This window comes from Thermosynechococcus sp. JY1331, assembly GCF_031583475.1.
Taxonomy (GTDB): domain Bacteria; phylum Cyanobacteriota; class Cyanobacteriia; order Thermosynechococcales; family Thermosynechococcaceae; genus Thermosynechococcus.
In genome coordinates this window covers 2,079,882-2,093,850 of the sequence record NZ_CP134180.1, presented here as the reverse complement: position 1 = coordinate 2,093,850, position 13,969 = coordinate 2,079,882, and the positions used below count along the sequence as shown (strand labels likewise).

At 53.7% G+C, this 13,969-nt stretch carries 18 protein-coding genes; 5 read left to right on the top strand and 13 right to left on the bottom strand.

Features of this window, described 5'->3' with window-relative positions:
- Nucleotides 1-39 precede the first annotated feature (39 nt).
- Complete coding sequence (gene cysE / locus RHJ31_RS10340) at nt 40-780, top strand: serine O-acetyltransferase (protein ID WP_149817618.1); 741 nt, start codon at nt 40-42, stop codon at nt 778-780.
- Here cysE and RHJ31_RS10335 read toward each other — a convergent pair.
- The 9 genes from RHJ31_RS10335 to RHJ31_RS10295 all read right to left on the bottom strand — a co-directional run bounded on the left by RHJ31_RS10335 (nt 777) and on the right by RHJ31_RS10295 (nt 8,864).
- Entirely contained in the window at nt 777-1,295 is a 519-nt protein-coding gene (locus RHJ31_RS10335) for a DUF721 domain-containing protein (protein ID WP_302676526.1), read from the bottom strand. The two genes, cysE and RHJ31_RS10335, sit on opposite strands and share 4 nt — an antisense overlap.
- A 16-nt stretch (nt 1,296-1,311) precedes the next feature.
- Nucleotides 1,312-2,199: a PRC-barrel domain-containing protein gene (locus RHJ31_RS10330; protein ID WP_297050936.1), complete on the bottom strand. Its 888-nt coding sequence runs from the start codon at nt 2,197-2,199 to the stop codon at nt 1,312-1,314.
- Between the two features lie 148 nt (nt 2,200-2,347).
- Nucleotides 2,348-2,818 carry an allophycocyanin gene (locus tag RHJ31_RS10325; protein ID WP_302676525.1) on the bottom strand — a complete coding sequence of 157 codons (471 nt, stop codon included), beginning with the start codon at nt 2,816-2,818 and terminating at the stop codon, nt 2,348-2,350.
- A gap of 21 nt (nt 2,819-2,839) precedes the next feature.
- Nucleotides 2,840-3,313, bottom strand: coding sequence for an allophycocyanin (locus RHJ31_RS10320; protein WP_302676524.1), 474 nt, complete (start codon nt 3,311-3,313; stop codon nt 2,840-2,842).
- A gap of 45 nt (nt 3,314-3,358) precedes the next feature.
- Nucleotides 3,359-4,045: a V4R domain-containing protein gene (locus tag RHJ31_RS10315; protein WP_302676523.1), complete on the bottom strand. Its 687-nt coding sequence runs from the start codon at nt 4,043-4,045 to the stop codon at nt 3,359-3,361.
- Nucleotides 4,046-4,203: 158 nt separating this feature from the next.
- Nucleotides 4,204-6,276, bottom strand: coding sequence for an NAD-dependent DNA ligase LigA (gene ligA, locus RHJ31_RS10310; RefSeq protein ID WP_310445867.1), 2,073 nt, complete (start codon nt 6,274-6,276; stop codon nt 4,204-4,206).
- Nucleotides 6,277-6,294: 18 nt separating this feature from the next.
- On the bottom strand, nt 6,295-7,215 hold the full coding sequence (locus RHJ31_RS10305; RefSeq protein WP_206201433.1) for an NAD(+) kinase: 921 nt from the start codon (nt 7,213-7,215) through the stop codon (nt 6,295-6,297).
- An 8-nt stretch (nt 7,216-7,223) separates the two neighbouring features.
- Nucleotides 7,224-8,216 carry an NAD(P)H-binding protein gene (locus RHJ31_RS10300; RefSeq protein ID WP_149817603.1) on the bottom strand — a complete coding sequence of 331 codons (993 nt, stop codon included), beginning with the start codon at nt 8,214-8,216 and terminating at the stop codon, nt 7,224-7,226.
- Nucleotides 8,217-8,336: 120 nt separating this feature from the next.
- Complete coding sequence (locus RHJ31_RS10295; protein WP_225901668.1) at nt 8,337-8,864, bottom strand: pentapeptide repeat-containing protein; 528 nt, start codon at nt 8,862-8,864, stop codon at nt 8,337-8,339.
- Nucleotides 8,865-8,912: 48 nt separating this feature from the next.
- Between RHJ31_RS10295 and aat the strand changes: the two genes are divergently transcribed.
- The 4 genes from aat to RHJ31_RS10275 all read left to right on the top strand — a co-directional run bounded on the left by aat (nt 8,913) and on the right by RHJ31_RS10275 (nt 11,358).
- On the top strand, nt 8,913-9,503 hold the full coding sequence (gene aat / locus RHJ31_RS10290; protein ID WP_206201435.1) for a leucyl/phenylalanyl-tRNA--protein transferase: 591 nt from the start codon (nt 8,913-8,915) through the stop codon (nt 9,501-9,503).
- A 207-nt stretch (nt 9,504-9,710) separates the two neighbouring features.
- On the top strand, nt 9,711-10,427 hold the full coding sequence (locus tag RHJ31_RS10285) for a YgcG family protein (protein ID WP_302676520.1): 717 nt from the start codon (nt 9,711-9,713) through the stop codon (nt 10,425-10,427).
- 74 nt (nt 10,428-10,501) lie between these two features.
- On the top strand, nt 10,502-11,020 hold the full coding sequence (locus RHJ31_RS10280) for a hypothetical protein (protein ID WP_024125793.1): 519 nt from the start codon (nt 10,502-10,504) through the stop codon (nt 11,018-11,020).
- A gap of 77 nt (nt 11,021-11,097) precedes the next feature.
- Nucleotides 11,098-11,358 (top strand): YkvA family protein, encoded by a 261-nt coding sequence (locus RHJ31_RS10275; protein ID WP_302676519.1) that lies wholly within the window; start codon nt 11,098-11,100, stop codon nt 11,356-11,358.
- A gap of 3 nt (nt 11,359-11,361) precedes the next feature.
- Here the strand turns inward: RHJ31_RS10275 and RHJ31_RS10270 are convergent, their stop codons facing one another.
- The 4 genes from RHJ31_RS10270 to lpdA are packed head-to-tail and all read right to left on the bottom strand — an operon-like array spanning nt 11,362 to nt 13,914.
- Nucleotides 11,362-11,631, bottom strand: a complete 270-nt coding sequence (locus RHJ31_RS10270; protein WP_206201438.1) for a hypothetical protein — start codon at nt 11,629-11,631, stop codon at nt 11,362-11,364.
- A 2-nt stretch (nt 11,632-11,633) separates the two neighbouring features.
- The gene (locus tag RHJ31_RS10265) at nt 11,634-12,071 is read right to left on the bottom strand and encodes a M48 family metallopeptidase (protein ID WP_302676518.1); all 438 of its coding nucleotides are present in this window, start codon (nt 12,069-12,071) and stop codon (nt 11,634-11,636) included.
- Between the two features lie 12 nt (nt 12,072-12,083).
- Nucleotides 12,084-12,437 (bottom strand): iron-sulfur cluster assembly accessory protein, encoded by a 354-nt coding sequence (locus RHJ31_RS10260; RefSeq protein WP_206201439.1) that lies wholly within the window; start codon nt 12,435-12,437, stop codon nt 12,084-12,086.
- 40 nt (nt 12,438-12,477) lie between these two features.
- Nucleotides 12,478-13,914, bottom strand: coding sequence for a dihydrolipoyl dehydrogenase (gene lpdA / locus RHJ31_RS10255; protein WP_302676517.1), 1,437 nt, complete (start codon nt 13,912-13,914; stop codon nt 12,478-12,480).
- Nucleotides 13,915-13,969 lie beyond the last annotated feature (55 nt).

The window sequence follows — 13,969 nt, the reverse complement described above, 5'->3', positions numbered from 1 at the left end:
AACTGCTGTTTAGGTTGCATCACTGCCAAGGAGCCGCGTGTGCTCAGCACCCTCAAAGCAGATTTCCAAATTATCTTTGAGCGGGATCCCGCTGCCCGCAATTGGTTAGAGGTTGTTTTTTGCTATCCCGGACTTCAGGCCATTGTTCTCCATCGGTTGAGCCACTGGCTTTGGCGGCGGGGTATTCCCTTTATCCCCCGCTTTATTTCTCACATTGCTCGCCTGCTGACGGGGATTGAAATTCACCCCGGCGCCACGATTGGCAAGGGCGTTTTCATTGATCACGGCATGGGGGTCGTCATTGGCGAGACTGCGATTGTGGGCAATTACTGTTTGATTTATCAGGGAGTGACCCTCGGCGGTACCGGTAAAGAAACGGGAAAGCGGCACCCTACCCTCGGTGAAAATGTGGTTGTCGGTGCTGGGGCAAAGGTGTTGGGCAACCTCACGATTGGGGACAATGTGCGCATTGGCGCGGGGTCTGTGGTGCTGCGGGATGTGCCCTCGGATTGTACCGTGGTGGGGATTCCCGGGCGAATTGTCTATCGTGCAGGTGCCAAAATTGCCCCCTTGGAACACGGTCAACTGCCAGACTCTGAGGCCGAAGCAATTCGCTATCTCTTGGATCGCATTGAACTCCTAGAGAAACAGGTGCAAACACTGCAACAGCAGGAAAAGGTGCCTGCTCTGGCGCAAGGACATTTGCAAGCCTCCCAAGGTCAAGCCTGCCGCCTCAGCGATCGCCCCATTGAGGAGTTTCTCAACGGCTCTGGCATCTAGGCTGGCCGCATATAACACAGGCCACAGAGTCCCCAGCGCTGCAATTCTTTGATGGGTGTAGGGCACTGACAGCGGGGGCAGAGGGGATAGTCTCGCGATCGCTGACGCACTTGGGCTTGCCATCGTTGAAAAGCCTCTTGGGGAGTGGCGGCAGGTGTCACATTGGGAAGATGCCCGACTTTCGGTAAGGCCTCATGGCTAGCGATCGCCGAGCGTTGGGGGTGCCAGTCCCGATTGGAAAAGCGAATATCGCTGAGGGCAATGCCAAGGGTCTGCTGAATTTTGACCATGAGGGGCGATCGCGAGAACATCAGATGGTGCGCCCAAGTACTACTGGCAACGGCCACATGCAAAACCCCTTGACTGGTGAGTTCCACAGGAACAGCGTGCTCAGCGACGACCGCCCCCACGAGCTGCGGCCACTGCTCCAAGAGACGCAAGAACCGCTGCGGCTGCTGCCATTCAGGAGCCTGCTGCCATTGCTGAAGTACCGTGGCCAGTGGGACATAGGCCATCGTGGACTATTCCCGACTATTCGTGATCGTATTCCTCTTGCTTCTGCCGCTGCTCAAGGCGAATCGGTTGTTGCTCTTCCCAAGGATCGGCAGTGGGTTCCGATTCCGGCAGTTCTACGGGCATGGCTTGAGCTGGAGGTTTAACTTGACGCGAGCGGGGACGCTCTTCATACTCATACTCCTCCTCATACTCCACATACTCGGGCTGGCGACGCCGACGCCGGGGAGCGGTTTCCCAATCGGCTTCGTAATCACTGCGGCTGCGTTGGGGGGGATAGACGGGCGATCGCGCTCCGGAGGGCAATTGATTACTGCTCGGCGTAACGGGCTGATAGTACTCGTCCTCGTCGCTTTCCCAAGGGGGTGCCCCCAAGCCGACCCGTTCTAAGAGACCCACTGTTAATTGCCGCAGGCGGGTTTCTGCCCCTTCAAAGACAATAATGCGATCAGGGCCGGTGCTGACAATTTCCTCAATGGGCAACTCGTAGGTGCTAATCAGTTGCGCCGGAATCCAAGGCAAGCCAATGGAAGCTAAAATCAAATCCGTAATGTCGCCCGTTTCAGGATCAAACTTAAAGCCCCGTACCTTACCCAGCACTTCGCCGGTTTCGGTGACAATCTCACTATCAATCAGGGTGCTGTAGTTGTAGGTATTGAGAGCTTCGGTGACATCATCATCGTGCTCAACGAGAATGACATCGCCAATTTGGCGAATACTGTCGAGAAGAATGTAGCGTTGCTCCCCTGTAAAGAGGGTATTGCGTACCCCCAAGGCCACCACTTGCCGCTGGTCAATATCGACCCAAACTTGATTAATGACGCCTAACTTCCGACCAGTATCACGGGTAATTACCTGTGTACCGATCAAATCTGCCCGTTGCAGCAATTGCGCCGATATGGTCATGCCTTTGTGTATCCCAATGAATCTTAGTAATACTATAGCGGCGAATACCAATGGTACGCCAAAGGCGATCGCAGGAGTGATAAATTGCCCCGTGCAATCGGTGCTTCTAGGCTAGCGCATTTTTGCCACACTGCTGAGTGGGGTGAGTCTATTCCCCTAGGATGGACTGGGTCAGTGCCATCACAGGCTGCATTAACGGTGTTTCCTCACCCGAGAGCACTTGATTGACCACTTGGGGCAGGACTTGGTACGTTACTTGTGCCACCTTCTCATCCTTGAAGGCCTTAATGATCGTGCGGTACCACAGCAAGAAGCCATCCCGCAGGGCATCCAAATCGGCAAATAACATCGCCGCTGCCGCTAGGCGTAGCACATGCTTGCGATCGCGCCGACACACGGCGGAATAGTCGTGATTGCCCTTACGGAAAATATGGGGACTTTTGGCGCGTAGTTGCTGCTCCACTTGATCTAGGATTTTCTCTTCAGCATCGCGGATTTTTTCGTAGGCACGAATGCGCTGCTCCGCTGCTGCTAGATAATTTCTGAGAAATTCCAGCTCTTTAGCACTGGCATAGCGGCCATCGGCCTCAAGGCTGAGTTTTTCTAGTTGACGCAGCATCAGTCCCACCCCACAACAACTCTATTCTGACAAAATTGAACTGCCGAGGGCAAGGACAGGCTGCATTACCCGTTGTTCTTCGGGCGTGAGCAGTTGCTTTATCATATTCGGCAGGTACTTGCCATAGGTGGAGGAGGCAGTTGCTTCGTAGTTAAAGGATTTGACAATGGTGCGGTACCAAAGTAAGAAATTATCCCGCAGCAAGTCCAACTCCGCAAAAAGCATGGCCGAGGCACACAGACGAATGGTATCCACTAAATCACGACGGCAAATTTCTGAGCGATCGCCATTGATGAAATGGAAGCAGCGGGGATTTTCTGCCTTTTGCATGGATTGAATTTTATCCGCCATCATTTCCGCCTCAGTGCGGATTTTTTCGTAGGCACTGATGCGACTCTCCACCGAGGCCAAGTACTCCCGCAGAAAATCTAATTCCTCGGCCCGGGCATAGCGACCATCGGCAACAACAGTTAAGTGATTCAACTGACGGAACATAGGGCAACCCTCGCTAGAAAATAAATGAACACACTCGCTTGTGGCTTATCGTTTCACCAACTCCCCTTGGCGCAGGCGTTTTTCAATATCCCGTGCCGTAGCCCCTTCGTTTTGCCAGAAGGCAGCAGCATCAATGCGATCCTGTTTACCAACGAGAAACTTACAGTAGGTTTCCCCCATGGCATAGCACTGCAACTCGATACAACTCAGGGGCTTTTGAATCAATCCCGTAAAGAAGCCCGCAAACAGACCGGCATAGATGTAGCAGACGGGCTTACCCACATCCCCAAGGGTGCGCGCCACCACGGAGTCAAAGATATTGATGAACATAAAACCATTCTTTTGCTCCGTGAGATCCACTTCCCAGTTGCCCCAGCCTAGGGTTGTAAAGGGCCACCACCAAGCCTCGAGGATAAATGTCAAGGCGGCCTTGCGTAGTTCGCGCTGGTACTCCTGCTCAAAGTGTTGCTTAAAGACAACCGCATCGCGTTTGCCCCACTCTTCGCCAATTTTGTACATGACGAGGGCAGAGGCAGGGCCAACTTCCTCTTCGAGACCTTCCACTAGGCCAATGACAAAGTCTTCTGTCGCTAGAGCGATCCGCTGATCATACCAGTCGGTAATGCTGCCCCGTTGGCGATCAAATTGCAGATAGTCCCGCAAGCTATAGTGATTGGTGCGCATCGGATGAGTTTGGTGTAACTGATGCTGATAGTCCTGAGCACGGGTCATAGCATTGGCACTCCCAGCAGGTCGAGACGGCGTGACAGAAACCATAAGATCAGCGAATTGCCCCCTATTGTGCTTGAACGTTAGGTACTGAGCAGCCACACTTTTTAGGCTAAAAGATTTTTCAGGGTCGTGGCTCCGCACTCCCACTGATTTTTTGTCTAACGACACATTTCTATAAGTTCTGTTTCATTGATGCAGGGGATGCCCAATTCTTGAGCGCGTCGCAGTTTACTCCCCGCTTTTTCGCCCACCACTAGATAATCCGTTTGCCGACTGACACTCTCACTCACTTGACCGCCATGTTGCTGGATCAGCGTTTTGGCTGCTTCACGGGTGAGGCTGGGCAGGGTGCCTGTAATCACAAAACGTTTGCCCGCAAGGGATTGTCCAGTCGTTGGTGCAGTGGCGATCGCCGCCGCCAGTTGTAGCCCCAAGGCTTTGAGATCAGCAATGAGGGTTTGGTGCGCTGGGTCTTGGAACCACTCGTGAACCGCTTGGGCAATTTCCTGACCAATGCCATAGACCCCACACAGCTCGGCGACGGTAGCAGCGGCCAGCTCCTCAACAGACTTGAATTGATCGGCAAGCACTTGGGCATTGACACTCCCCACATGGCGGATGCCTAGGCCATAGAGCACCCGTGGCCACGGTTGTTCTTTCGAGTCGGCGATCGCCTGCAACAATTTAGCAGCGGACTTTTGACCCATGCGCTCGAGGCGCAACAGTTGTGCTGCCGTCAGGCGATAGAGATCCGCCGGGGTGTGCACCAACTCCTTGGCCACCAATTGCTGTACTAGCTTTTCCCCTAACCCTTGAATATCCAAGGCATCCCGACTTGCCCAGTGGAGGATTTGGCCGCGCACGATCGCCGGACACCGCGGATTGACACAGCGACTCACCGCTTCGTTGGCAGGGCGCACCACCGGCTGATGACATTCAGGACACACGGTGGGCATCGTAAAGGGTTGAGCCGTTGGCGATCGCAATTCGGGAAAGACCCGCACAATCTCTGGAATGATTTCGCCGGCTTTGTGGATCACCACCTTATCGCCAATGTGCAAATCCAATTCGGCAATGTAGTCTGCATTGTGGAGCGTTGCCCGTGATACCGTGGTACCCGCTAATTGCACTGGCACCAGTTCAGCGACTGGGGTGAGCGCACCCGTGCGTCCCACTTGAATGGTAATGGCCACCACATCAGTAATGGCCTGCTCTGGTTCGTACTTCCAAGCAACACAGCCGCGGGGAAACTTTTGCGTAAACCCAAGGGTCTGTTGCAGCGTTAAATCATTGAGCTTGACCACAATGCCATCGGTCAGATAAGGCAGTTGGTGGCGGGCGGTTTGCCAGTGGTCGTAGTAGGCTTTCACCGCCTCTAGGTCAGGGCAGTCGGCATTGTGGGGATTGACCCGAAAGCCAAGGCGTTGCAGCGCATTGAGCACTTGCCGCTGCGATTGGGGTTCCCCTGCTTGGTTCTCATCCCAAGGAACGCTACCCCCTTCAGGTAAATGCAGCGCATAGGCAAAGAAGTCCAGTTGGCGTTGGGCAACAATGCGCGGATCCAGTTGACGGAGAGTACCGGCGGCGGCATTACGGGGATTAGCAAAGGGAGCTTCTCCTTGGGCTTGGCGTTCTTGGTTGAGTTGATGGAATCGCGCCAAAGGCAAAAAAGCTTCCCCACGAACTTCAACGATTGGTGGTGGGTTCTCGATGGCTAGCCGCAGGGGAATGGTGCGAATCGTGCGCACATTGCTGGTAATATCCTCACCGCGTTGGCCATCGCCCCGAGTTGCCCCCCGCACCAATAACCCGTTTTCATAGGTCAAAGCAAGGGCCACGCCATCCATTTTGAGTTCGCAGACATATTCCGTCGGGGGAATTGGCTCCTCTCGCCGTAGGCTACGCCAATAGCGCTGCCAGCGTTCCTGCCACGCCACCATATCGGCAAAGGTAAAGGCATTTTCGAGGCTATAGAGGGGAATGCGATGGCTGACACTCTCAAATTGACTGACGGGAGCTTCGCCGACCCGCTGGGTAGGGCTGTCGGGGGTGATGTACTCAGGATGAGCCGCTTCGAGTTCCTGCAGTTCGCGATAGAGCTGGTCATAGACTTCATCTTCCATGATCGGCTGATCGAGGGCATAGTAGGCGTAGCTCGCCCGCTGAAGCAGGTGCCGCAGTTGTTGAATCCGTTCGGCTGCTGTCGTCATCGGGGGTTCCTTCGAGACCATTTGCCCCAGGGATTTGGACTATTCTTGACTATTCTTGGGGCGTGGTTTGGCCACATGGGGCAGTCCCCAGCCCAGTTTTTGCCGCAGCACATGGAAGAATTCTGGCGCACGCAGGCGAATGAAGCGGGCACGGTAGGGGGCACGTTGTACAAAAACTTGATCCTCCGGCTGAATGTAGCAGCCCGCATTGCCATCCACCACCAGAATGAGATGCTTGAAGGGGTTCGCCGGATAGATCCACACTGGTTCGCTGTTGGCAAAGACAAGGGCACGGGAGGCTAAAGAGTGGGGACAAATGGGCACCAATTGTAAAGCCGCCACACCGGGGGTAATCACAGGGCCACCCGCCGAGAGGGCATAGGCCGTAGAACCGGTGGGGGTGGAGAGAATCAAGCCATCAGCAGCAATATCCACGCGGGCATGGGCACCCACATCCACTTCAAAGTGGCACATTCCCGTCAGGGGTTCTTTGTGGATCACCATTTCATTGAGGGAGAGGGCTTCCCAAATAACGGTTTGATCGCGCAGGACTTGAACCGTGAGCATCGTGCGATCTTCAATCGTGTAGTCGCCGCGCAGCACTTGATCAAGGGCAGGTTCTAAATCGGCGACATAGCCCTCGGTGAGAAAGCCCAAGTGGCCGGTGTTGATGGTGAGCAGCGGAATCTCACAGGGAGCCAACTGGCGAAAGGCAGAAAGCACAGTGCCATCGCCGCCAAGAACAACCGCAAAGGCCATGGAAGCATCAAAGCCGGGGGGCACCAGTTGATCAATGGGGGTATGGCAGACAGGACTATCGGGACGGGAATAGCCAAGAATGCCACCAATCCCCGTGGCCATGTGCACTTCCCAGCCCTGAAGCTCTAAGATTTGACGGACATGGGTAGCCAATTCGACCGCAAGGGGTTTGCCTTCGTTGTAGATGATCCCCGCCTTCACAGCAACTCCTAGGGGGTGGACTTAAAGGGACTGCGTTTTTTGCGTCCAGATTTTTTCTGTTTGGCTTTTTCGTAATCCAATTCTTTGAGTTTACGCAGAATTCGGGTGAAATAGTCCTGTAAATAGGCCTCAAGGGTCAGGGTTTCGCTGGGATCGAGGTCAAAGGTGCGATAGACTTCCTCCATCGGGGCATTGAAGACTTGACCACTGGCAATCACTTCCGTAAAGGCAAGGCGATCGCTAATGTTCCATGTCCACTGAAACCACTGGGTGGCCTGCCGTGCGGCTCGCAAAACCCCAATGGGCAAGCGAGTAATTTTTGCCTCCTGCCCTGAGAGATTTTCACATAGCTTAATAATTTCATCGGCTGTCCAAGCGCGGGTGCCCGCTAGATCAAAGGTTTTGCCATAGGTGGCAGGCCGATCAATGGCACGCACGGCAAATTTGGCCACGTCCTGAGTATCCATGTAGGCAATGGCGGTGGACTCTCCCAAAACCCAAATGGATTGATTTTCCAGAATCGGGATCGCATATTGGCCAATCAAGCCCTGAAAGAAACCACAGGGACGCAGGATCGTGTAGTTTAGCCCTGATTCGCGCAAGAAGTCTTCGGTACAGTGTTTGATTTGCATCAGGGGGACGTGGGGATAGTCCTGCGCTCCCATAATCGAGAAAAAGATCAGGTGCTCAATATCAGCAGCTTGGGCAGCCTGAATCAAGTTGACTTTGCCTTGCCAATCCACTGCTTCGATGGTTAGGGTATCGGTGGGGCGAGTGGCAGAGGCATCAATGACCACTGAGGCCTTGGCGTACTGCAATGCCTCAAGAATACTGTCAGCAGCACAGAGGTTTCCCTGAAGAATGGTGGCGCCCCATTCCCGCAGAAACGTGGCTTTGGCTGGACTGCGGACAAAACAATAGACCTGATGTCCTTCATCTAAAGCGCGGCGCACAATTTGCCGCCCTAGGGTACCCGTACCGCCAACAATAAAAACGTTCATGAAAAACTCTAGTCATAAATCTTAACTTTTGTAATACTTTATCAGAATTCCCGACACGGGCGATCGCGCAGCGTGTTCTACGGACAATCGTGGGGATCATCCTGAGCAAACGCAGACGGATTAAGTGGCAAAGTCTTCACAGTGGAGCGTTTCCCATGTTTTGCGCCCCGTCACAGGATTAGTGCCACTGGCAACCTTGCAGAGCTTGCGTTGGGCGTCTTCCCGCAGTTCCACATCGGTAAAGTCAGCACCGGTGATAATGGCATCGTCAAAGTTGGTATTAAAGGCAAAGGCACCTTCAAGGATGGCATTGGTGAGATTGGCCTTGGTCAGCCGTGCGGTGTCCAATGTGGCGTAGCGTAAATCGGCACCTTCAAGGTTAGCCGTTTCCATGTTGGCACCAAAGAAGCTTACCCCCTGAAGATTGGTGTGGCTGAGGTTACTGTGGAAGAGGTTGGCTTTTGTGAATTCCGACCCCCGCAGATCCCGCCCGGAAAAATCCATATTGATCAGGGCTTCTTTCGTGTAATCTTCGGCGATCGCCCCCGTGGGGGTGAGCAGAATCCACAGGATGGCCAATAGCAATGCTACACACCAGCGCCAGTAACGGCTAATGGTTGTCGTGACAGCCGAGAATGAGAGTAGCATAGGCAACACTAGAGTTAATGTGAAGTGTCTATTGTTCAGATTATCAGCATGGAGATTTCTGAGGCCGAGTGGGTACGCGATACCTTTATTGATGATGGCTATGCCGAAGGCTACTTTCTCATGGGGGAAGGCGATCACCTAGAGTGGTACACCAGCCGCCAGCGGGCATTGATTCCCCTCGATGAGCGGTTTTGCTATCCGAAGTCTTTGCAGCGAGTGCTCAATCAAAATCGCTTTCAAGTGGCCATTAACCGGGACTTTGCTGCTGTGGTTGAGGGGTGTGCCGATCGCCCGAGTACATGGATAACACCCCGTCTTAAGGACGTGTACCATCTGCTTTACGGCACAGGTTGGGCAGTAAGTTTTGAAACGTGGCAGGGCGATGAACTGGCAGGGGGCATTCTCGGTATTGTGATTGGCGGCGCATTTATCGGCGAGTCCATGTTCTATCGCATCCCCGACGGCTCGAAAGTGGCGATGGTGAAACTGGTGGAGCATCTGCGGCGTCGCGGCTTTCTGCTGTTTGATGCCCAACTGCAAAATCCCCATCTTGAGCGCTTTGGGGCGTATGTTGTCAGCGATCGCGAGTATCGGCAGTTATTGGCACAGGCAATTCGTCAACCCTGTCAATTTCTCTAATGCTCTCAGACCAGTGCCTGCGTCAATTATCTATCAAAAACAATTAATCTATTCTTAAACCAAACTTAGTCATAAATTAGTCATCAATACACACATTATTGAGAATGTTTTTGAGCAGAAAAGCTATACTGTGATTCAAGACGCACTCCCTTCAAAAAAATGATGACTTTGCGCTGGCGAAACCGCCCTTTGTTGCCGATCCTTTCTGTGGTGGCCGTTTTGATGTTGACGCTGGCGCCGTCGCCGATTCAAGCCTATGTGCGCTTCCCTGATTTACCCGATACCTACGTCAACGATCTAGTGAAGGTGTTAGAGGATCCTCAGCGGGAACAGGTTCGCTCCGAACTTCAAGCGTTTCATCAACGCACGAATCAGCAAGTCCTACTGGTAACGATTCCTTCCTATCGCGATTACAGCAACCAACACTCAAGTTTTGAAGCCTTTGCCACGGATTTATTTAACCATCGGGGCGTGGGTAGCCGTTGGCGCAATGATGGCGTGATGATGTTGGTTGCCCCTGGCGATCGCAAGGTGCGGATTGAATTGGGCAGTGCCTATGGCAGTGGTTGGAACCCACGCATGCAAACCGTGATTGATCGCTATATGCTGCCGGACTTTCGCCGGGGCCAGATGGCGCAGGGCATCATGAATGGGGTGCGTGCTCTGCTCAATGAACTGGGGACCAATCAGTTGACCACCTCCAGTAGCTCTGTCCCCTCAACTTACACCAGCACTGCCGGCGGGGACATTATTACGGGCATCTTCATCATTGTTGGTCTGATCATTCTTATTCCTTCCAGCATCATTTCTGCGATCGTCAAGTTTATTTTCAATAGTTCCTCCAGCTATGACGACAGTTACTCGAGCCGCAGTGATGATGAGGGTGGGCATTCCTCAGGTGGGGGGGCTTCGGGCAGTTGGTAACTGGATTCACCCCTACTAGAATTGAAGGCCAAAATGCTAAAATAGCGTCGTTCCGTAGCACATGAGACACTCTCTTGACGCAGGCGACGAATCTTCCGGGCATTGATTCCCCCCAAATTGATGAGTTTTTGCAAGAATTAGCGACAATCCAAGACTCTGGTCCGAAGCGGATTGCGCTCCTTGGCTCGCGTCACGTCCCGATTACGCATCAGCACCTCATTGAAATGATGAGCTATGCCCTCGTGCTGGCGGGTAACCGCTTGATGACCTCAGGTGCCGTTGGAACCAATGCGGCTGCGATTCGGGGAGCCATGCGGGCAGATCCCAATTTGCTAACGGTGATCTTGCCCCAAAGTCTTGAGCGCCAGCCTCGCGAGTCCCGCCAACAACTGGATAAGGTGATGCACTTGGTGGAGAAGCCCGAAAACGATCACCTGCCCCTCGCAGAAGCCAGTTCCCTCTGCAATCAGGAAATTATTTCCCGCTGCCAGCAACTGATTTGTTTTGCTTTTCACGATAGCCACACACTGCTGCAAACCTGTGAACTGGCGGAAGAGCAGCATAAGGTGGTGACGCTCTTTTACTTTGATTAACCGCGGACGGTTTTCCCCACCTAGGGCCATTTGAGTCCCTATGCCAGAATAGGAGCAGGATTCAAGGTTGATACGCCATGAGCGGCTTCTACAACTGGTATCGGAATGTGTTGCGGCATCCTAAATATCGCTGGTTTATCATTGCCGCCAGCTTGATCTATTTGCTCAGTCCTCTGGATATTTCACCCGATCTAGTGCCGATCATCGGTCAATTGGATGATGTCACGGTCATGGTAATCCTTGCCAGTGAGCTAACGCAATTGCTGGTGGAGCGGATTAAAAGCCGGCGATCGCCCAACCTCACCACGACCGTAGATGTGGAAGCAGAGCAAGTTTAGGGATTAATCCCGCGATCGCAAGTCACTGCCGACGGAGCGCAGCAGCCAGCGGTTCTGCACATAACTCAGGGCACCGTTAATGAGTGCGGCGGCCATCAAGATGCCAATCGCGGGCATAAAGAGGGGTTCCCAGAGGCTGATCCAGAGATCAAAGCCAAGGGGTAGCGCCAAGGAACGCCCCACAAGGGCAACCACAAACCAGCCAAAGCTAGCCAAGACAAAGAAGGTATCCGCCACCAAGAGCCAATTGATCACGTCCCGCAGCCGTGCCATAGCTATCCCCCCAATACCCACTGTTTGACGCGGGCAAGGCTCTCCCAATTGGGTTTGCGCTGCAGGCCGTCGGCAAAGTTATCAATGACCTCTTGGCGCAGCTCAGCGACAGCAGCAACAACGGTTTGCGCCAATTCAATGTGGGGACGAACCCCCTTTTGACCTGTTTCTAGCATCGCTACCGCAAGGTTAATGCGGGCTTGGGGGTCTTCAGGATTTAGCCTGACCGCTTTTTGGGCGGCCTTCAGGGCAGATTGGGGCTTGTCATCGAGGAGATAGAGCCACGCTAAGCACGTCCAAGCGGCGCTACTTTTTTGAGCACGCTGACAAATCTCTTTGAAGGTGGGAATCAGTTCTGCAGGCAGCGCCCCTTCTTTGTAGCGGGCGATCGCCGCCTCAAATTGACGTTCAACATCACTCACCGGTTGAGATGTGGTCAAGGGCAGGACTCCTTAGGCAGAAAATGAGGTACCACAGCCACAGGTTTGGGTGGCATTGGGATTCGTAAACTTAAAGCCGCCACCAATAAGGGCGTTGCTGTAGTCGAGCACCAAGCCATAGATGTAGAGCATACTCTTGGGATCGGAGACCACTTTGAAGCCATCATAGTCAAAGACTTCATCATCGGGACGGATATTGGCGGGGTCTTCAAAGTCCATCGTGTAGGACATGCCGGAGCAGCCACCCCCTTTGACGCCGACCCGCAAACATAGGTCTTTGCCGTGCTTATCGCGGAGTTCAAGCACGTGCTTGAGGGCAGCTTCGGTCATCATGATTCCCTTGGCGGGTTGTGTGGCCTGTGTCATCACCCACTCCTGAAAGACTCCAAACTTTATCGTAGCAAGTTCAGCGGTGGCTCACCATCTCGTGGGCACGCTTAAAGGCTTCGTCAAGCACCTCCGAGAGGGTGGGATGAGTGTGGACATTAAAGGCTAAGTGGCTCACGGTTTGGCGATCGCGAATGGCATTGGCGGCCTCTTGAATTAAATCCGAAGCATGGAGACCAAAGATATGCGCCCCCAGTAGCTCGCCCGTATCCACACGGAAGATCACCTTGGCGAGGCCATCGGTTTCCGTTTCCGCCAGTGCCTTGGAGTTGCCCTTAAAGTAGGTACGTGCCACTTGTACCTCAAAGCCTTCTTTTTCCCCTAGCTCACGGGCTTGGGGTTCCGTCAAGCCGACAAAGCTCATTTCCGGATGGGTAAAGGCCGCCGCAGGAATACTGCGATAATCCACTTGGCGCGGCCGCCCGACAATTGTTTCAACAACAGCAATCCCCTGCGCCGAAGCGGCATGGGCAAGCATCATTTTCCCCGTGGCGTCACCGATCGCCCACAGGTGGGGAACGGGTTTCCCTTTTTTCGTTACTGCCAAATACTCATTGACGGGGATAAAGCCACGCTTATCGGTGTTGACGCCCACACTCTCTAGGCCAATATCTTGAGTGGCGGGAATGCGACCGGTGGCCACAAGGCAGGCATCCACCTCTAGGACATCCACCACTTCTTTGGTTTTGGCATCCGCCAATTCAATGACCACTGGACTACCGGGAATCACCCGCTTGGCTAGGGTACCGCTGTAGGTTTCAATGTCGCGAGGGGCAATCAAGACCCGCTGTGCCTGTTTGGCAATATCTGGATCAAAGGTGGGCATGAGTTGATCCAGTGCCTCAATCATGGTCACTTCGCAACCCAAGGCGGTGTAAATATCGGCAAACTCTAGGCCAATATAGCCACTGCCAATGATGGCTACCCACTGCGGCAACCAATCCAGCTTAATGGCATCATCACTGGTATAAACGGTCTTGCCATCCACTTCAATGCCGGGGGGAACCCAAGGGACTGAGCCGGTGGCAATAATGATGTCCTTGGCCGTAACCGTTTTCTCACCCGTGGGGGTGGTAATGCTGACTTTCTGACACCCCGCTACTTTGCCCCGACCAATAAGGGTGTCTACGCCAAGGCGCTTGAGGCTGTTTGTCAGATCACTGCGGATTTTTTGTACCAAATTGGCGGCATGGGCAGCCACACCCGCGCGATCCACATTCACCTGCCCCAGTTGAATCCCCAAGGCTTGCCAATGACTGGCTTGACGCAGTTCTCGTACCCGTCCGGCTGCCGCAAGGAGTGCTTTTGAGGGAATACAGCCGCGATTGACGCAGGTGCCCCCCATTTCTGCGGCTTCGACAATGGCCGTTTTCAGACCGACGCTGACGGCATGCAGGGCAGCCCCATGACCCCCCACACCCGCACCGATAATGACGAGATCGTAGTCAAAGCTCAAGGACGGTTCTCCCCAACAGCATTTTCCTAGCTTATCAAAGGGCGTCCCCGCTGAG